The sequence below is a fragment of the Bacillus sp. JJ1609 genome, from assembly GCF_036967045.1.
In the GTDB taxonomy this organism is placed as follows: Bacteria; Bacillota; Bacilli; order Bacillales; family Cytobacillaceae; genus Mesobacillus.
In genome coordinates this window covers 9,488-27,170 of sequence record NZ_JBALSS010000038.1, presented here as the reverse complement: position 1 = coordinate 27,170, position 17,683 = coordinate 9,488, and the positions used below count along the sequence as shown (strand labels likewise).

At 39.4% G+C, this 17,683-nt stretch carries 21 protein-coding genes and 1 pseudogene; 7 read left to right on the top strand and 15 right to left on the bottom strand.

Going from position 1 to position 17,683, the window contains the following annotated elements; genetic code table 11:
• Positions 1-221: 221 nt before the first annotated feature.
• From V7654_RS22075 to V7654_RS22055, 5 genes are read right to left on the bottom strand one after another with little or no spacing between them, the layout of a single operon-like run.
• The gene (locus tag V7654_RS22075; protein ID WP_335432997.1) at positions 222-1,160 is read right to left on the bottom strand and encodes an LCP family glycopolymer transferase; all 939 of its coding nucleotides are present in this window, start codon (positions 1,158-1,160) and stop codon (positions 222-224) included.
• Between the two features lie 33 nt (positions 1,161-1,193).
• Entirely contained in the window at positions 1,194-1,763 is a 570-nt protein-coding gene (locus V7654_RS22070; RefSeq protein ID WP_335432996.1) for a nucleotidyltransferase family protein, read from the bottom strand.
• A complete protein-coding gene (locus V7654_RS22065; protein WP_335432995.1) occupies positions 1,760-2,617 on the bottom strand; it encodes an alpha/beta fold hydrolase in 858 nt (285 codons plus the stop codon). Before V7654_RS22065 ends, V7654_RS22070 begins: the two co-directional genes overlap by 4 nt.
• Before the next feature lie 14 nt (positions 2,618-2,631).
• Positions 2,632-3,051: a metallothiol transferase FosB gene (gene fosB, locus V7654_RS22060; protein WP_335432994.1), complete on the bottom strand. Its 420-nt coding sequence runs from the start codon at positions 3,049-3,051 to the stop codon at positions 2,632-2,634.
• Positions 3,052-3,062: 11 nt separating this feature from the next.
• A complete protein-coding gene (locus V7654_RS22055) occupies positions 3,063-3,683 on the bottom strand; it encodes a pyridoxamine 5'-phosphate oxidase family protein (protein ID WP_335432993.1) in 621 nt (206 codons plus the stop codon).
• Positions 3,684-3,865: 182 nt separating this feature from the next.
• On the opposite strand from V7654_RS22055, the gene V7654_RS22050 reads away from it, so the two are divergent.
• Entirely contained in the window at positions 3,866-4,939 is a 1,074-nt protein-coding gene (locus V7654_RS22050; RefSeq protein ID WP_335432998.1) for an AbrB family transcriptional regulator, read from the top strand.
• A 48-nt stretch (positions 4,940-4,987) separates the two neighbouring features.
• A complete protein-coding gene (locus tag V7654_RS22045) occupies positions 4,988-5,356 on the top strand; it encodes a hypothetical protein (protein WP_335432992.1) in 369 nt (122 codons plus the stop codon).
• A 64-nt stretch (positions 5,357-5,420) separates the two neighbouring features.
• Here V7654_RS22045 and V7654_RS22040 read toward each other — a convergent pair.
• From V7654_RS22040 to V7654_RS22030, 3 genes and pseudogenes are all read right to left on the bottom strand, one after another.
• Positions 5,421-5,998 (bottom strand): annotated as a pseudogene (locus V7654_RS22040) (DUF3231 family protein).
• Positions 5,999-6,084: 86 nt separating this feature from the next.
• Entirely contained in the window at positions 6,085-6,423 is a 339-nt protein-coding gene (locus V7654_RS22035) for a DUF3231 family protein (RefSeq protein WP_335432991.1), read from the bottom strand.
• A gap of 197 nt (positions 6,424-6,620) precedes the next feature.
• Positions 6,621-7,667: a hypothetical protein gene (locus V7654_RS22030; protein ID WP_335432990.1), complete on the bottom strand. Its 1,047-nt coding sequence runs from the start codon at positions 7,665-7,667 to the stop codon at positions 6,621-6,623.
• A gap of 153 nt (positions 7,668-7,820) precedes the next feature.
• On the opposite strand from V7654_RS22030, the gene pduL reads away from it, so the two are divergent.
• Positions 7,821-8,381 carry a phosphate propanoyltransferase gene (pduL, locus tag V7654_RS22025; protein ID WP_335432989.1) on the top strand — a complete coding sequence of 187 codons (561 nt, stop codon included), beginning with the start codon at positions 7,821-7,823 and terminating at the stop codon, positions 8,379-8,381.
• Positions 8,382-8,547: 166 nt separating this feature from the next.
• Here pduL and V7654_RS22020 read toward each other — a convergent pair whose 3' ends face one another.
• Positions 8,548-9,339 carry a nucleotidyltransferase domain-containing protein gene (locus tag V7654_RS22020; protein WP_335432988.1) on the bottom strand — a complete coding sequence of 264 codons (792 nt, stop codon included), beginning with the start codon at positions 9,337-9,339 and terminating at the stop codon, positions 8,548-8,550.
• A gap of 108 nt (positions 9,340-9,447) precedes the next feature.
• Between V7654_RS22020 and V7654_RS22015 the strand changes: the two genes are divergently transcribed.
• Positions 9,448-9,642, top strand: a complete 195-nt coding sequence (locus V7654_RS22015; protein WP_335432987.1) for a CsbD family protein — start codon at positions 9,448-9,450, stop codon at positions 9,640-9,642.
• 324 nt (positions 9,643-9,966) lie between these two features.
• Here V7654_RS22015 and pssA read toward each other — a convergent pair whose 3' ends face one another.
• Positions 9,967-10,662 carry a CDP-diacylglycerol--serine O-phosphatidyltransferase gene (gene pssA, locus V7654_RS22010; protein ID WP_335432986.1) on the bottom strand — a complete coding sequence of 232 codons (696 nt, stop codon included), beginning with the start codon at positions 10,660-10,662 and terminating at the stop codon, positions 9,967-9,969.
• A 264-nt stretch (positions 10,663-10,926) separates the two neighbouring features.
• Here pssA and V7654_RS22005 point away from each other — a divergent pair, with 264 nt between their 5' ends.
• Entirely contained in the window at positions 10,927-11,403 is a 477-nt protein-coding gene (locus V7654_RS22005; protein ID WP_335432985.1) for a DUF2062 domain-containing protein, read from the top strand.
• 83 nt (positions 11,404-11,486) lie between these two features.
• Here the strand turns inward: V7654_RS22005 and V7654_RS22000 are convergent, their stop codons facing one another.
• The 5 genes from V7654_RS22000 to V7654_RS21980 form a co-directional block, all read right to left on the bottom strand.
• On the bottom strand, positions 11,487-11,837 hold the full coding sequence (locus V7654_RS22000) for a VOC family protein (RefSeq protein ID WP_335432984.1): 351 nt from the start codon (positions 11,835-11,837) through the stop codon (positions 11,487-11,489).
• Positions 11,838-11,851: 14 nt separating this feature from the next.
• Positions 11,852-12,892 (bottom strand): S-adenosylmethionine:tRNA ribosyltransferase-isomerase, encoded by a 1,041-nt coding sequence (locus tag V7654_RS21995; RefSeq protein WP_335432983.1) that lies wholly within the window; start codon positions 12,890-12,892, stop codon positions 11,852-11,854.
• Positions 12,892-13,617, bottom strand: coding sequence for an SDR family NAD(P)-dependent oxidoreductase (locus tag V7654_RS21990; protein WP_335432982.1), 726 nt, complete (start codon positions 13,615-13,617; stop codon positions 12,892-12,894). The genes V7654_RS21995 and V7654_RS21990 overlap by 1 nt, the downstream gene beginning before the upstream one ends.
• A 218-nt stretch (positions 13,618-13,835) precedes the next feature.
• Positions 13,836-15,518 carry a glycoside hydrolase family 13 protein gene (locus V7654_RS21985; protein WP_335432981.1) on the bottom strand — a complete coding sequence of 561 codons (1,683 nt, stop codon included), beginning with the start codon at positions 15,516-15,518 and terminating at the stop codon, positions 13,836-13,838.
• Positions 15,519-15,575: 57 nt separating this feature from the next.
• Positions 15,576-16,586: a LacI family DNA-binding transcriptional regulator gene (locus V7654_RS21980; RefSeq protein ID WP_335432980.1), complete on the bottom strand. Its 1,011-nt coding sequence runs from the start codon at positions 16,584-16,586 to the stop codon at positions 15,576-15,578.
• A gap of 251 nt (positions 16,587-16,837) precedes the next feature.
• Between V7654_RS21980 and V7654_RS21975 the strand changes: the two genes are divergently transcribed.
• The gene (locus V7654_RS21975) at positions 16,838-17,374 is read left to right on the top strand and encodes a histidine phosphatase family protein (protein WP_335432979.1); all 537 of its coding nucleotides are present in this window, start codon (positions 16,838-16,840) and stop codon (positions 17,372-17,374) included.
• A gap of 168 nt (positions 17,375-17,542) precedes the next feature.
• The gene (locus V7654_RS21970) at positions 17,543-17,662 is read left to right on the top strand and encodes a DUF4023 domain-containing protein (RefSeq protein ID WP_207499356.1); all 120 of its coding nucleotides are present in this window, start codon (positions 17,543-17,545) and stop codon (positions 17,660-17,662) included.
• Positions 17,663-17,683 lie beyond the last annotated feature (21 nt).

Genomic DNA, 17,683 nt, shown 5'->3' with positions numbered 1-17,683 from the left:
GGAGTCTTCGCGCCTTCCACTCCAATCAACAGGGTTTCAATAACTGTTCCTTCAACTGTATCTTTGTCGACAAACTGAGCTGCCTTGTGCAGGCAGCTTCTTCTTGGCATTTAGTTTTGTAAAGGAGTAGCTGTTTTCTAAAAGATTGTAGTATTAAATGGATTGTTTGAAATCAACTTATTAAACGCAACAAAGTTTACGAAAACAGCGAAAGGATTTTACTAACTGTTTTCAATTTCAAGATGCTTCTTCAAAAGAGATTGGAGCCTTAGCTGCTCTTCCTGAGGCACAACAAGGAAATATAATTCCTTACCGAACTCCTCATCGTAAATTCTTTGCCCTTCTCCCTTCACTTCATTTTGATGGATCTGTTTTCTGGCATCCTTATAATTTTGCTGAATATCCTTCATTTCGCTAAACGTCAGGTTGGTCTTGATGTTATCGCCCAAGACCTCTAAAATCGATTCATACCTTGCGAGAGATGTAAAACTGGCACCTTTATCTATAATTGCCTTAATTACCTCACGCTGGCGTATCTGTCTGCCGAAATCACCGCGTTTATCTTCGTAACGCATCCTGATAAAATTCAATGCATCTTTCCCATCTAACGCTACTTCACCAGCAGGAAAATTGGTTCCGCCATATGCAAAGTCCAAATCATTAAAAACGGTAATCCCACCCAAAGCATCCACTATTTCTTTAAAACTTTCCATATTGACTTTTATAAAGTAATCAATTGGAATATCAAGGAATTGTTCAACCGTCGCAACTGCCATTTCGGCTCCTCCGTAGGCAAATGCACGGTTGATTTTTGTTACTTTATCAAGACCGGCAATCATTGTTCTGGTATCTCTAGGGATGCTGAGCATTTCGACTGATTTATTATTTGGATTTACAGACAGCACGATCATCGTATCAGACCTTCCACCATCATTTGCTCGTTCATCGACACCGAGCAACAGGACAGAAAATGGTTCTTTTTTCTGGAAAGATAATTGTTCTTCCCTTTTTTCTGACTTTTCCCGATCAAGTGGCTGATGCATCGTTTCCACTGTCGCTGTAACCGATTTATAAACTGAATATGTATAAAAGCCAGCAGAAATGACGAGGAGCAAGGCCAAGATTCCAAAGAATTTCAATACTCTTTTCTTTTTATTCATAATAAATCAAATCTCCTCTTTTAAAATGGATTGTTAACCACTTTCTACTGTTAGCCCTGGCCAAGTGGATTTCCAGTTCTTTGTTTCCAGCCTTTTTTTATATATTTGCATTAATCCTATTGATGACCTAAAAAACGGGGTTGGTTTTAATTTCAATGTCACAGCATCAAGTATTCCATAGGGTGCAATTAACCTAAGGTTTCCGTTATCGTCCATCGTCACACCAATCGCTGTAGCTGTTTCAGGAAACTTCGAAATGGCGTCAGATGAAGACAAATATGGCGGAAGCTGATTAACTAAGTGCATCCTAGCCTGATTTTTAACCGACCATGGGACTCCTTCATGGACTTCATTAAGGAATACTTCAAGCTCTTTTTCCTTGCTTTCATCAATAAAGCGGTCATCAAAAAAAATCACATCGATATCTGACAGTTCAGTCCTCTCGGTGTAACCTTGGACTGTATCCCAGATTTTCGACCTGACAAATCCGGCGCAAACACACCAATCTCTTAAGTGAAGTATGCTTGCGGTTTTAATAATATCCATCATCCATCCATCATTTTTGATCAATTCGATGATATCTTCCTCAGTTGTTAATTTCATTTTTTTGCGCCCCTAGCTGATTGTAAAAAATGTCTCACCGAAGATTTAAATTGCATCTCTTCCTCCAAAAAAGGATAATGGTTGCTGTTTTCGAATATATGTATTTTTGAAGATGGAATCAACTGATTCATTTCTTCAGAAAATATAACCGGACACTGGACATCATGTCTGCCACAAAGAATCAACGTTTTTGCATTAATCTTATGCAGTTGACGAGTTACATCGAAAATCAATGCTTCTCTTGAGAAAAAGTTTATTCGTTTGGAAGACATTTTTTTTGATATGTTTTTATTGAAATATTCATCATGGAGTTCAGGTCTAAATAAAGACAGCATGCCCCTTTTCCTGGAGATTTCTTTCCTTTCGGTTTCCCTTAAGCCTGTATGCTTCAATTTTTCGATCAAGCTTTGCATAAGGTCAAAATCAGAATGTGATTTATTATAAATACAACCTTCTGAAGATGAATACTCTCTGGCAGCAGATCCAACAATTATAAGGCTATCAATTGACTCGCTAAAATGGATGCCATATAAAACTCCAATCATACCACCGGTCGAATGCCCGGCAAAACTCCAACTAGGTAGCATTAAAGCTTCCCTGATACTTTCAAGATCCAATACTGCTTCAATCATGCTTAATTGATATGGCTCTTCGGCTTTTGCTGACTGCCCCGCCTCCCTCAAATTTACGAGGATGAGTTGGTTATTATCAGTAAATGTTTCTGCAAAATAATCTCCCGAAGAATTAAATTCAGAATAATGGTGCGTAACACAAATTGGTTCACCATTTCCTTTTATAAAAATTTCAAATTTTCCCCTTGCAGTATTGATGATTTTTTGTTCCCACTTAGCCATGTCAGCACCTGCTTCTAATAAAAATTCATATGTGGTTTAGTTTCTTTATAAAAATTGAGCCGATCGCTTAGAGTGCCAGTATGAAATTCAAATTTGTGGCCATCAGGATCCTTAAAATAGATTGATTTTTTGTCCCGCTGGTCTCTTTCACGTCCTGGCAGAATTTCGACATCTAAATCTATTAACTTATTGAGGATTTGTGCAAATTCTGCCTCTTTAATTGAATATGCAATATGCGTGTAGGACGAGTGTATTTCATTGCGGGGTATATTTTTTTCTTCATTCAAGGCAAGCCAGATGCCATTCAAATCAAAATAAGCAGTTGACTTTCCGCTGACCAGCAGCTTGGCGTCAAATACTTTTGAGTAAAATTCTATCGATCTATTAAGATCAGATACTGAAAAAAGCAGGTGGTTGATCTCGCTTATTCTCATCATTGCCTCCGTTAATAAAGCCGGTTTTTATAGCCGTCTTTCAGTCTTGCTTCTATATCAGCAACAGAAGTACCTGGCAGTCTGGAGTGAGCAGCCAGGATCTCTGCACCCAATGGCAAAGAATGTTTTTCTGCCCATGAATCTGGATCCCAAAGTCCAGATCTCTTTAAGGCTTTTCCGCATTGAATGAAGCATTCTTCAACCTCGACCTCGATGCCCAGAATCGGTTTCTTCCCGCCAGCTGCCATTTTCTCAAGCACGATAGGATCAAGTGTTAAGCTTGCCTTCCCATTGACTCTTAAGGTCTCAGGCATTCCCGGGATAAGAAACAGTAATCCTACACTTGGATTTGATAAAATATTTTTTAATGAGTCCATTCTTTTATTCCCTGGCCGCTCAGGAATGACGATGCGTTTTTGATCTAAGACGATCACAAAACCGGGTGCATCGCCTCTAGGAGAAGCGTCACTATAACCAGAAGAATCAGCTGTAGATAAAATCAAAAAAGGTGAATGTGCTAAAAATTTCTCGCAATGTTCATCTATAAAGGTAATGACCTTGCGTATGGCAAGTTCACTGGGCTCTCCAACCAAGGCTCGTAATTCTTTAAAATTATTGATTTTATGATTCAAGTTCTCATCTCCCTGATGGATTATTCCGATTATGAAGGTATGCAGTTTTAAGTAGTATTCAACATCCCTTCTTGGTTAAAGCTGTATGCTATAATGATTCTACCACAATTTGGATGGACAAACGTTTACACTAATCAACTAGTAAAATACATTTCTAGAAGGTGCAGATTTGATGAAAGAAAATCAAAGGATGTCATTTTTTTTTCGCGTTAATAATTGCTTTTAGTGGAGGCTTACTGTTTTCATATCTTGCTATCCCGATTCCTTGGCTGCTCGGCCCGATGGCCGCAATGTTAATTACCTCCAGATTTAAAGGGGTGAATTTAAATTGGCCATCCTATTTAAGGGATGCTGCCTTAGTCATTGTCGGATATTCTATTGGCCTTTCGTTTACCAGGGCAGCCATTGTAAATATTCTAACGAATTTACCTATGATGCTTATTTTGACAATTCTGTTGGTTGCATTTGCAGCACTAATGGCTTTTTTCATTTCTAAGCTTTCTGGTGTGGACTACCCAACTGTATTGACGGGCAGCATCCCAGGAGGACTATCGCAAATGATTATATTCGCAGAGGAAAATAAGGGAATTAATATTACTACCGTAACTTTTCTGCAGGTATCCAGATTATTGATGATTGTTTTTTTCGTTCCATTCATCATATTCGGCCCCGTCCTTAATATGAAACATACAGATCTAGTCACGAGCAATATTGCCCAGGGTGCTGTTTCACCAGCTGTCGTTATCTTGTTTGGAGCTATATGTATCTTAGCAGCTTTGATTGGGAAGAAACTGAGGTTCCCTACGCCATTTTTATTAGGGCCTATTCTGGGCACTGCCCTTTTAACGAACGTGGGGTTCCAAGGACATCTTCTCCCTTCATTTATTCTTGACGTTTCCCAATTCATGATTGGTGGATACATTGGCCTCCTGTTAAAGCCGGAAAAATTGGAGCGAAAAAAAACGTCTATTTTGCTTGCATTGCTAAGCGGACTTGTGCTTGTTTCAGGTTCTTTAGCCATTAGCATCTATATTACAGACGTTTTAAATATCTCAATCGTTACAAGTTTCCTGAGTTTAGCTCCCGGTGGAATGGACCAGATGGGTATTATTGCGCATGAGGTGAATGCGGATCTTTCGATGGTTACTGGATTTCAATTATTCAGGCTGTTTTTCATATATTTCGCTGTACCTCCTCTCCTCAGATGGTATTTTAAGAGGAAATTTAGCGGCAAAGAGGAATCACTTCATGATTGAGGGGTATATTAATTAACATATGTTATACCATTGCGATGGAGGGATTTGATGAACCAATCAATCAATAATTTTATTAATAAAGCCAAATCGACATTGAATCAAGCCTATGGACAAGCAAAAGAAACGGTCTATTCAATGACTGGGACCTCTTCTGCCTCAGTACAGCAAATCGCTGAGTATATCATGAACCACCCTGATGCAAGAGTGGAGGAAAAACATTATCTAGGTGCTACATTGTCTTTTTATGAATTGGAGCAAGGGGCGACGAAATATTATTTAGAGACCAATAATTCTAAAATACTGCAATTAGATGCCCATTCCCATAATCAAACTTTAATCGCATATCGTTCTTATCGCGACCATTTATCTCTCAACACCCCAGTGAAATTTCCAGATCTTCCAAGTACCCAATCATAACCAGCAGTTATTTAAATAGGCTTCTGCAAACTTGCAGAAGCCTATTTTTTTTCATGGGATTTCCTTATTTTCCTGCCAGCTGATCCCTGTCATCTGCCATCGGCGGCTCCTCCAGCCATGAGTTATTGATCATGATATTGGCACCATCCTCTGCATATAATGCGATTTCTGGAATGAGCGATGCGTATTTTATCCCGATATCCTTTCTCGGGCTTGCCGACATGGCAGCTCCATAATTGCCGATACCAGCGGCAATCATTGCCGTGACATGGAACACGATGAGTTTATCCGAAAAGACAGCTGTGGTTGAATCGGTTACAGCAGAATCCCAGAACATTGGTGCCGGAATATCATTTTGTTTTAAAATGTCACTGAATAAATCAACATGTTTTTGGGCGATCTCTTGCCGCGCTGCAGATAACTTTTGACCTCTTTATCTTTCGCTACCTGAAGGAAACCAATAATCAATGCTTTACCAATTTGATTTGTCTGAGTATTTATAAATAGGTGGGTGATTTCCACCGAAGTCAGCGATCTTCTTCTGCCTTTAAGACCGGATAAGAATTTTTGTTTTTCCACAAAGTCAACCTTATCTGGTATTGAGATGAATGGAGGCCTTATATAAGTACCTTGATTCAGCATAAGTTCCCTTGTCAAATCTTGTAGGCCGGTTGCTGATTTAAGAACTCTTTTGTGGAACGAAATGACATCCGGCCGCGTGACAATGCCTATGGCACCTCAATTCGCTGCCATCCCGAGCAAAGACATATGCCAAAATACATCATGACAAAGGTATCGGAAAAAAGGCGTGGAGCATTTACATTAACATCCTGTTTAGTAAAACCGATTGGGTACGGGAAATGATCGCGCTCAAAAATCTCTTTTAATAAAGTGAGGTTTTTCTCAGCAGTCTTAATGGCAAAAACAATAATTTCCTTTACGCTCGAGTCGTCGGTGTTATTTAAGAAGTATGTCAATACGCATTCCGAGATCGTATCATTGATATACTGTGTCCAAAGACTAGATACTTCTCCTGCTGTTAAGCGTATTTTTGTCTTATCCTCCATTATTGCACCCCAATAATCTTCTTGATAGTATCTATCTTTCCAATATCAGCCGTTTTTTATGAAAACTTTGTAAAAAATGAAAGAAGCAGTAAGTTATATTATTGATAAAAATGACCGGCGTTTGTCTAATATAAACAATAAGAGCAAAAGAAAACCCAATCGGTAGACTGGGCTGCGTGGGATGGTTATAAAGGTTATTATCTAATCTTGCCGATGAAGCTAAGTTCCTCAACACTGTATGCATCTGCTGTGCTGTCCAGTATTTTTCTAACATCATTCAATGTGTCTTTAAGGCTTACCTTTACGCCTTTTTTACCAGTAAAAGTCTCTGCTACATAGAACGGCTGTGTCAGATATGCTTCTAGTTTTTCTCCTTGTTGATATGTTTGGAGCTCTGCAGCAGGAATACGATCTAGTCCATGAACATTGACTAATGAACGCAACTCGCGATACCTGCGGAGCAATTTTTGTGCTCTTTGCTGGATATTGTGGTGAATGGGATCTAAATAGGACCCCTCTAGGATGGATGAAGTTGAGTAGATCGGGTTTACCGCGGGATATTTATGGCGGACGGCAAGGTCTGCATCAAATTGCCATAATGTGTCAAGAGGACCGTATGGCAAATCCTCGTCAACAGCCTCTCCTTTTAAATCAACAAGGAAAGTAGTTATATTAGCAATATCTTTTTCGTCAAGCATTTCCTGCAAGCTGTACATATCCCCTGATAACACATAAGACCGGTCTGCGGTCAAGATAAACTCCTTATTTGCTCCAGATGAAATCATCGCTTGATAGGTCTCTTCGATAGAATCAGTGACAATATCCACATTATCTGTTATATCATTAATTTCTGGATGCTCCCCTTTAGGTTTTATAAGGATGGTGATGTAGCCCTCCCGTTTAAGCCGATACAACATTTCTGCAAGTACTACCAATTGGCCCATACCAGGACGTGCCACAAGTCCAGCAGTCCCTCCTTTTGCAATGGGAGCAAATAAATCCAATGTTTTTATTCCTGTTTCAATCATTTCTACACTCTCCCCTCTTAAAATCAGTTCATCCAGTGTGCAGCCAGCTAATTCAGCAAGCGCAACAATCGTTCGGACTTCAGCCCTTCCCACGGGAATCTTGCCAGTTGATAAATTGGAAACAGTAGCTGGCCTTAATCCTACTGACTTAGCAGCAGTCGTCAGGTTTGGAACTCTTTTACGCAACAAAGCCACATTCAATCTAAGATTTTCCATCCTTTCCACCTCCTTACTTTAAAGAGTAATTTATTTTACGTTTAAAAGCAATAAAATTTACGTTTAAAAGTAATTTTTTTACGTTTTAATTAAAGTATTTTATGTTTGCTGCTGGGTAAAATGAAAGAATCATCTAAAAAGGAGTGAAAATGATTGATTCCAGTAGGTGTTTCAAATAGGCATATCCATTTAAAACAAGAGGATTTGGAAAAGCTATTTGGTCAGGGTTATGAATTAACAGTTGCAAAGGAGCTTTCCCAGCCAGGTGAATTCGCGGCCAATGAGACAGTTAAAGTTACAGGTCCTAAAGGAGAGTTTCCTTCTGTAAGGATTTTAGGACCTGTCCGGAAATTTACACAATTAGAGATTTCGAGAACAGATGCCTTTTCCTTGGGAGTCAATGCACCCCTCCGTTCTTCTGGGAATATCGAGGGGACCCCTGGCATAAAGCTATCAGGGCCTAAGGGAGAACTGGAGATTCATGAAGGAGTGATTGTTGCCGAGCGCCATATTCATATGACACCAGACGACGCTGCAAAATTTGCTGTTTCCGACGGAGAATATGTCAGTGTAAAAGCTGAAGGAGAAAGAAGCCTTGTATTCCATCAGGTTCTGATTCGCGTTAAAGAATCATACGCACTTGATATGCACATCGATACAGATGAAGCTAATGCTTCTGGTTTGAAAAATGGTGACCAGGTGGAGATTGTATAATTAAATGCTGGCCTTGTCTGCAAAAAAAATGCTGGCAGGCCAGCTTAATGTTTTTTAAGCTATGTGAATGTTGGCTGTGATTGTTTAAGCAAAGGCTGTGTGAAGGGTGCATGGTGATTTCAGCTCCAGAAACTAGCTTTGCGCAGGCGGCAACCTTGAAGATAATCTAGGTCCAAACTTCTTTTAATGTATCCCTGAATAATTGATTAAATGTGTTAGTTGGATCAGGTTGGCTCTTTGTATGCTGATTTGCATACGATTCAAGGGAATCAATTTCTTTAACGATAAAATCATCTATGATAGTTAAGTCTAAATCATTGTAGTGTTGGTCTCCCGCTAGCTTGGCTGATAAAAGTTTTAATGCAGCCTCCTTTACTCTTCCTGGAGTAATTATCTGTATTAGTTCCTGGAATTCAACAGGTGGCACAGAGCCATACTTTTCTATCCACCGGCCAGTCAGGATGGATCGAAGTATGTACAGATATAGTTTTATATTTCCTTCCTTCTTACCCAGACACATGTCAAAATTTCTCTTAGCTATGTTTATGTGATGGATGATAAAGGACTTTGCAGAAAAGATATTCCCCGTCATAGCTTTCATTTTTTCAATCGTGGAATATTGCTGTAAATAAATCTCTTTGGATTGAAGCCATTCTATTAAGCTTGGGTTTGATTTTCTGTAGAGCCTTAATGTTTTTGTCAGCTCCCAGCCGCTCATATCCAAAAGAGGGTTTATTTCAATAGACAAGGCATCTTGCTTAGGTACTTCAAGCACATCTTTTTTTTGATCTATCGATAAATACCAATCTAGCTTATGAACATAAATAAACCTGATATCGTAATCGCTGTCATGATCTGCGAAGCCCAGGGCACGGCTGCCTGCATCGCAGGCAAAAAGAATTTTCACATCGTATTCGAGCTCTATCCTTTTTAAAACCTCTATTATTTGCTGTCTCACCTTGCTGCCTCCTCATTAAAAATTTAGTTCACCTACAATTTAATATTTAGTTTGCCTTCATTTCTGGAGGGTATAAGAGAATATACACATTTAAAAGGAGGCAAAATCATGAATAACGATCAAACTAAAGGCGCTTTTGACCAAGTCAAAGGAGAAGCTAAAAAGCAATTTGGCAAACTGACTGACAATGAATCCATGGAAGCAGATGGCCGACTTGATAAAGGTAAAGGAAAACTGCAAGAAACAGCTGGAAATGTGAAAGAAGACATTTCTCGCGCTTTCAATAAAGCTTCAAGAGATTAACGGTCATATCAAAAGCCTTTGCTTTCAAGCAAAGGCTTTTTTTGTGCTCGATTAATTAATTTTCGGCTGAGTTAAAGGTAAAAGTAAAAGTTGATTAATAGCACTATTTGATTGGAGCGGAGGGCACTCGACTCCTCCGAAAATGCTAACGCATTTCCATCGTGCGTGGGCAGATTCGAGGAAGCATTACAATGTCCTGCGGGCTCACCTGACGCCCCGTGGAAAGCTAGTGCCTGGAGCGGAAATCAACTGTCTAATTTAATAGAGCCATTTTTAAAAAATTCATTTTCATTTGGTTCATCTTACGAGTTCAGCCGAACTTCTTTAATCAATGTTTGATTTATGCTTCCCTTTTACAAAACGATATGCCAGATAAGCTATATAAAGCGGTGTTGCTATATAGATCAGATAAGGAAATTGACCATATGTTCCCTTCCAAATTACGAATAGCATAGAACCGAGGAAAAAGGTTACGATCGTTCCGTATTTAGGAAGCGGTACTTCTTTGAAACTAGGAATTCTGATTCTGCTCACCATCAAAAATCCTAACGCTGTAAATACCACTGTAGTTACTATGTTCGGAATTAAATCCCCAAATAAAGTAAGAATTGCTAAGATTCCACCTGCAGCAGTGATCGGTACGCCAATAAAGTAGTTAAGTGAAGATTTATCCGTACTGATGTTGAATCTTGCTAGTCGGTATGCTCCAAATAAAGGGAATAGTCCCGCAATCAGTGTACCTAAAATTCCAAACTGATGAAAGTATGTATAATAAACTAAAAATGATGGCGCTACGCCAAAGGTGACTATGTCAGCAAGTGAATCTAACTCTTTCCCGAGCTGGCTGTCTGCTTTCAGCATTCTGGCAAGTCTGCCATCCATGCTGTCAAGCATCATTCCAATCAAGATTAAAATAGCTGCGTTATTAAATTGACCGTTGGCGGCAAATCCTATTGAAAGAAAACCACAATAGAGATTTCCTAACGTAAACATATTTGGAATCATCTTTGTAAACCGCATTAGTTGTCCTCACTCTCCAAAATCATTTTTTCATCCTTTTCTTTTCCTATTTTTACCCCAGCATGGCATAAATCATGTTTATTTACTATAATTATCGCCAAAAATAAAGGTGAACGATATCATTATATCTCATTCTGAATAGTGATTAATAAGAAAATTTTAAAGTTATTAGAAGAATCATTACCATTAACTTAAAATATGGTTAAAAAAAGAACTATTAAAATGATTCATCAAATTGTATACTATTTTTTGGGCTGGTGAATTATGATCAATAAACTTTTACGCAGGATAAAATTTCTTCTTATTAGATTATTCAGGATAAAAGACAACGCACATAATATTTCTCTAGGGTTTACCTTAGGTTTCTTGATTCACTTTATTCCCTCTTTTGGAATGGGACCGATTATATCAACAGCAAGTGCTAAACTTCTTAAAGGTAGTCCGGTTGCTGGGTTTATCAGCGGGGTTTCGCTTATTTGGCTTTTCCCATTCTTATTTTATTTGAATGTAATTGTAGGAGAGACGCTTTTTCCATATGGAATCTTCCCTTCAGCTTCAGGTATGCCTCACCATGGTGCAGTTATTGGAGCAAGTATGCATGTCGGTGCTGCCTTTTTCTTAGGCATGATTGTAAATATTATCTTATTCGGGTTTATTGTATACTTCTTGAGTTATACTCTTTTGCTGAAATACAGGCTGAATTTTTTATCAGCAATTAAAAAATGGGACATTAAAAAATAAAGGAATGAAAAAAATCTTATGGATTCTTTTCATTCCTTTTTATTGTTATAGATTCATGCCTGGCAACCTTTGCTTTTTCCGCGTCAAGTCTGTAGGAATTCAATGATTTCGTTGTCAGTTCCCTGATAAAACACTGTCTTCCAGCCGTTTTTCAGGAAATATGGACCTTCAATAGGCACCAGTGAAGACTCTGCTAACCTGCGAATTTGGTCATCAATATCCTCCACTTCAAAACAAAGATGGACATTTTCACATATTTGGCTATTTCGATAATTTGCTATAAGCTCAATCATAAAGCCATTAAGGTTTAAAAATACGATGTCCTCGTCTTGAAAAGAAGTTCGCAAATGTTCCTTAAATCCAAGCATATCCTCATAGAATGCTGTGGCAGCTTCTAAGTTCTTCACTTCCAGTGCAAAATGGTGGATTCTCACATTTTTACTCCTTATCATATAATTAAGTTGATATCACCAAACTCATGCCATAAATAATTCTTTTCGATTGCAATATTATAGGCTGAAAAAAGTTCTTTCTCATTCACAAAAGCTGTAAGCATATCTAGGTGGCTTGCCTTAGGCTCATGGAAGCCAGTGATGATTCCATCGACCACCTGCAGCTCATACTCGGCACTCACGTACAAATTAGTCCATCCTGATAAAATTGAAGTCCTTTTAGCCGTTTCTAATGCGCGCACAACTGTCGTGCCAACAGCAACAACTTTTCCACCCGCAGACTTTGCCTCCATTATTGCCTTCATATCTTCCTGAGCTATTATATATTCTTCATAGTGGTCTTCTGGTGAATGTTCATAATGATCATCAAGCAAATAGCTTAAACCTGTATGAAGCTGCAGATAAGCTATCTTGATTCCCTTACGCTGCAGCTTAAACAAAAGCTCCCAGCTGAAGGCCCTACCGGCTGAGGGCATTTCTACGGAGCCTGGCTGACTTGCAAACACAGTCTGATAGTAGTCCAGCTTCCATGGCTGTTCAATATACTCATATCTGACTGGCTCTCCTATAGAATAAAAGGCTTCGATCAGGTCTCTTCCCTGAACCGAAAATCGGACTATTTTCAAAGGGGACTTAAAAACTTCGCCAATCACTTTTGCCTCTAGGTTTCCCCCGAAGCAGAATTGGTCATCCGCTTTGACATCTTCAGCAACGATTAGAACCTCCCAGGCAGAATCATTCTTTTTCCTTGCAAGCCTTATTTCAATCTCTTTCTTCATTAGCTTTCCATTTCTATGCCAACCAGCTTTTAAAATGGCAGGAATTGTTCTGCTGTTATTCAGCACAAGAATATCACCGGGATTCAGATATTGGTCAAGTTCAAAAAACTTGTCATGCTTTACAATGCCTGTAGACCTGTCAAGGACCATCATGTTTACATGATCTCTGCGTATCCCTCTCCTCTCAGGAGGATGTGATGCATTGAGGTCAGAAGGAAGATAAAAATCATAGGCTAGTGATTCTGCTTTACTCTGCATCATTGCCCCTCCTTAACGAATTCCTGGGCCTGGAACCGCTGGCCGTTTTTATCTTTGGAGGCATCTGAAGCAAGGAATAGAAACACATCAACTACATCATAAGGGTCTGCTAGCTCATAATCGCATCCAGGTACAGCAAGTTCATGCATTTCAGTGTTCATTTCACCCGGGTCGACCATATTCATTCTGACATTCGTTTCACTTAATTCATCGGCCCATGTTTCAGTCAGTCCCTCGACGGCAAATTTAGAGATTCCATATGCTCCCCATCCAGCATAGCCAACATTGCCGGCTTCGGATGTCACGTTGATCACCGAGCCTGCATTTTGCTTTAGCATGGCTGGCAGGACACGTCGTGCCACAAGGAATGGACTGATGCTGTTTACTCTGATTACCTCAGCAAAATCGTCTTCAGGGTAGTCGAGCAAAAGCGGCATTGGACTCGGACCAAGAATGGAAGCGTTATTAATCAAAACATCAATCCGGCCATATGTTTCTTCTGTTAACGCAACGAATTTTTCAACATCACGCGGGTTGGAAACATCAGCGGCAACTGCCAGCACATCTGCACCAAATGCTTCCGCTTCCTGTTTTACCTCTTCAAGCTCTTTTTTTCTGCGTGCGCATACGGCGAGCTTAGCACCTTCTTTTGCAAAAGTAAGGGTCAAAGCCTTGCCTAGCCCCTGAGTAACTCCAGTAATCATTACTACTTTATTTTTTAACATCATCAAGTCCTCCTAAGTTTTCTTCTGAATTCATCATAGAATTTTGAAGGAAACCCTACCTCGTAAAGAAGCTTGATTTTTTCTACGACTTTAGTCTAAGTTTTCGGAGTTTTTTATTAAGTATGTTTTCATGATCATCTAAAAGACGAAGTAAAATCTTAAGTTTACGATATGAACCTACAAAAAAAAGAAGGCTGTGTTTCACAGCCTTCCTCAACTTAGTTATGAATCTGATAAACGATGGCTTCGTAAGGTCTTAAAGCTATTTTAGCCTGTAAAGACTTATGTCCTGAATAATTGGTGATCAGGATTTCGTATTCTTTGGCATGAAGTGCTGCAGGGATTTCGAAAGTTTGGTCTTCTGCAGAGAAATTCAATACAACAAGCAATGTTTGCGATTCATATGTTCTTGTATATGCATATATGTTTTCATCCTCAGGCACGAGAAGATCGTAACTTCCATGCACAATGATCGGATGCTCTTTGCGCAGCTGGATCAGTTTGCGATAATAATGGTAGATTGAATTCTCATCCTCAACCGCCTGCTTTGCATTTATTTCTTTATAATTAGGATTTACCTTTAACCATGGAGTGCCAGCCGAAAATCCGCCATGTTCTGAATCATTCCACTGGAAAGGAGTACGTGCATTGTCGCGTCCCTTGACATAGATTGATTCCATTACCTTGGCTGGGTCTTCACCATTTTGGAACACTTTTTCATTGTACATATTCAACGTTTCAATATCCTGGTATTCTTCAATCGAGTCAAAGCGTACATTTGTCATTCCGATTTCTTCGCCTTGGTAAATATATGGCGTTCCTTTCAGCATATGAAGGAAGGTAGCCAGCATCTTGGCGGATTCAATGCGGTATTCTTGATCGTTTCCAAAACGGGATACCATCCTTGGCTGGTCATGATTGTTGAGATAAAGACTGTTCCAGCCTTCCCCTTCAAGCCCTTTTTGCCATTTAGTGAAGCTTTTCTTTAGGTCTGTTAGCTTCAATGGCTTTAAATCCCACTTGCCATTAGGTCCAGAATCCAAATCCACATGCTCGAACTGGAAAATCATATTAGTTTCATTTCGTTCTTCATTTGTATAAAGCTTTGCGAGTTCAACAGAAGCACCTGGCATTTCGCCAACTGTCATTGCATCATAATGAGACAAAACTTCGCGATTCATTTCCTGAAGATAGTCATGAATCTTTGGGCCGTTCATAAAGAATTTGCTTCCTGATGCATAAGGCTTTCCTTCTGGATTAGGTGCATCCGGTAGGCCCTCCACCTTTGAAATGAAATTGATGACATCCATTCGGAATCCATCGATTCCTTTATCCAGCCAGAATTTCATCATATCGTATATTTCCTGACGGAGCTGAGGATTCTCCCAGTTCAAATCAGGCTGTTTTTTGCTGAAAAGATGCAGATAGTATTCATCGGTTGTTTCGTCAAATTGCCAGGCAGATCCACTGAAAACAGATTCCCAGTTGTTAGGTTCCTTGCCATCCTTCCCAGGTCTCCAAATAAAATAATCTCGATATGGATTATCCTTTGATTTACGAGATTCAACGAACCAGTTGTGTTCATCTGAACAATGGTTAACGACAAGGTCCATGATGAGTTTCAGTCCGCGCTCATGCATCTCTTTTAAAAGAAGCTCCCAGTCAGCCATTGTTCCGAAATCGTCCATAATATCGCGGTAATCACTGATATCGTACCCGTTGTCATCATTAGGAGATTTATAGACAGGTGAAAGCCAAATGACATCTATGCCAAGTTCCTTTAAATAATCTAATTTTGAAATGATGCCAGGAATATCACCAATTCCATCTCCATTGGAATCCATGAAGCTGCGCGGATATATTTGATAAATGACTGATTCTTTCCACCATTGTTTTTTCAAAGGATATCACTCCAGATATATGTTTTTTGAGTAAACGTTTACGTACAGTGCAAAAAATTATAAGTATCCTACAGTTTCTCTTTCAATCATTGAGTGTGGCATAATCCTGCTTTCACCGTTTTGACCAGACTGGATCATTGAAAATAGCATATTGGCAGCTACGCTTCCCATTTCTTCTAATGGCTGTGCAACTGTTGTCAGCGGCGGAATAGACATTTCTGCAATTGGCAGGTTATCATATCCGACAATCGACAAATCCTGCGGAATCCTAATCCCGAGTTTATAAGCAGCTGAGATCGCTCCCATGGCAATAGCATCACTTGCTGCAAAAACAGCAGTTAAATCAGTGAACTGCTTCAATAGCAGCGGCAAATTAGTCAATCCGTCATCAAAAGAAAATCCTTTTGCATAAATGATATTTTCTTCATTCACGGGAATCCCCATGCTTAACATAGCCTGTTTATAGCCATCGATACGCGGCTGGCCAGCAATAACATCTTCCTTATTGCCGCTGATCATCCCAATTTTTGTATGCCCTTTTTTTATTAGATAATTAGTGGCGGTAAAAGCAGCATGTTTGTCATCCACTTTAACAAACGGCAGTGGATAGAGATAAGATTCTGTTGCAATTAGGACGACTGGAATCTTCATGGATTCTAATTTTTGATAATATTCCTTCGTAATGATTTCACTGACAAAAAGGATTCCATCTACCCTTTTCTCTGCTAAAAGATCCAAATATTTCATTGTCCGCTGACCGTGTGAGGCAGTATTACAGACGATGACACTTGATCCAAAAGCATGGACCGCCTCTTCGACACCTCTGAGGATTTTAGAGGAGAACTGGCTTGATACTTCAGGGAATAGGATTGCGACCGTGTTGGATTTATTGTTGATTAATCCACGGGCGAAGGCATTCGGCTGGTATCCAAGCTCTTTGATTGCCAAAAGCACCTTTTCTTCCGTTGCCTTTGAATAACCTCCCTGACCATTAAGCACTCTGGAGACCGTAGCAATCGAGACATTCACTTTTTTTGCAACATCTTTGATTGTGTAGTTAATTGCCATCACACCTTTTTACGTAAACGTTTACGTTGTTGCTTATATAGTAATACGAAAAGGTTCCAGTAGCAAGTTTTTTATCATATGCCCTGCTTCTTATATAGATAGGGAATATCGGATTTAAATAAATTCTTCATTTTTCATTGGAACTCCTATAACTCAGGTTTCTGATTAAAATATAAAAAGGAAAAAATCCGGCCGGGGAAGAATTATATAGAGTTATATGGATTATTTATATTATGTTAGGGTGTATAAGAATGAAAATTGGGTTACTAAGACACTACAAGGTTACACTTGGGTATCCAAATAAGATGGTTTCATCAAGTGAACTGCTTGAGTGGCAAAAGGAATATGATGAATCAGAAATAGAGGAAACGGAAATCGATCTGTGCAAAGTGACCTGGAAGAGATGTTATTCAAGTGATTTGCCAAGAGCCACCCGGACAGCCCAAGGTGCTTTTGATGGAAAAATTGTTTATTTGGAAGGTTTGCGTGAGATGTCGATTTACCCGATAGCAGGTTCTGATTTCAGGCTGCCGCTGTGGTTTCATATTTTTCTTATAAGGGTTGCCTGGCTTCTCGGTCATAAGTCTCAAAAAGAAAGTAAAAAGGAAGTATTAAAGCGTATTAATCGGGTGCTGGATCAGGTGCTTGAGCATGATGAGGACGTTTTGGTTGTCGGTCATGGAGGCATCATGATGTTTATGAGAAAGGAACTCGTGAAAAGAGGCTTTTCCGGACCGAAATTCAACAGGCCGGAAAACGCCAAAATATACATTTTTGAAAAACAATAACCTCAAGACGCCTCCCTTTTATACTGGGTCAGGCGTCTTCGTTAATAATCGGATACTCTCCTCTTAAATGTCGTATATTAAAACTTCACTTAGGATAATTCCTTGAATGATTTTCGAAGTTCTTGGAAAAAGTAACGACGAGCCATTTTTAAAACAGGAGGTACAGCTATGGAAAATACTCATGAGTACGTTCAAAAGCTGCATGAAAACCAAAAGAAAAATGAACAGAACAAAAAAAGACAGGGCAAGGAAAATCCAAGCGACAAGCTTCCGAATAAACAGCATTAAACTAAGAAAAGCGCAAGCGCC

Bases quoted from the DNA above. Each gene is read 5' to 3' on its own strand.
- pssA (WP_335432986.1), bottom strand. From the start codon at position 10,662: ATGCGGTTTACAAAGATGATTCCAAATATGTTTACGTTAGGAAATCTC.
- V7654_RS22045 (WP_335432992.1), top strand. From the start codon at position 4,988: ATGAACCAATCAATCAATAATTTTATTAATAAAGCCAAATCGACATTG.
- V7654_RS21975 (WP_335432979.1), top strand. From the start codon at position 16,838: ATGAAAATTGGGTTACTAAGACACTACAAGGTTACACTTGGGTATCCA.
- V7654_RS22075 (WP_335432997.1), bottom strand. From the start codon at position 1,160: ATGAATAAAAAGAAAAGAGTATTGAAATTCTTTGGAATCTTGGCCTTG.
- V7654_RS21980 (WP_335432980.1), bottom strand. From the start codon at position 16,586: ATGGCAATTAACTACACAATCAAAGATGTTGCAAAAAAAGTGAATGTC.
- V7654_RS22015 (WP_335432987.1), top strand. From the start codon at position 9,448: ATGAATAACGATCAAACTAAAGGCGCTTTTGACCAAGTCAAAGGAGAA.
- V7654_RS22070 (WP_335432996.1), bottom strand. From the start codon at position 1,763: ATGAAATTAACAACTGAGGAAGATATCATCGAATTGATCAAAAATGAT.
- V7654_RS21995 (WP_335432983.1), bottom strand. From the start codon at position 12,892: ATGCAGAGTAAAGCAGAATCACTAGCCTATGATTTTTATCTTCCTTCT.
- V7654_RS22035 (WP_335432991.1), bottom strand. From the start codon at position 6,423: ATGGAGGATAAGACAAAAATACGCTTAACAGCAGGAGAAGTATCTAGT.
- V7654_RS22065 (WP_335432995.1), bottom strand. From the start codon at position 2,617: ATGGCTAAGTGGGAACAAAAAATCATCAATACTGCAAGGGGAAAATTT.
- V7654_RS22005 (WP_335432985.1), top strand. From the start codon at position 10,927: ATGATCAATAAACTTTTACGCAGGATAAAATTTCTTCTTATTAGATTA.
- V7654_RS21970 (WP_207499356.1), top strand. From the start codon at position 17,543: ATGGAAAATACTCATGAGTACGTTCAAAAGCTGCATGAAAACCAAAAG.
- V7654_RS21990 (WP_335432982.1), bottom strand. From the start codon at position 13,617: ATGTTAAAAAATAAAGTAGTAATGATTACTGGAGTTACTCAGGGGCTA.
- V7654_RS22030 (WP_335432990.1), bottom strand. From the start codon at position 7,667: ATGGAAAATCTTAGATTGAATGTGGCTTTGTTGCGTAAAAGAGTTCCA.
- fosB (WP_335432994.1), bottom strand. From the start codon at position 3,051: ATGAGAATAAGCGAGATCAACCACCTGCTTTTTTCAGTATCTGATCTT.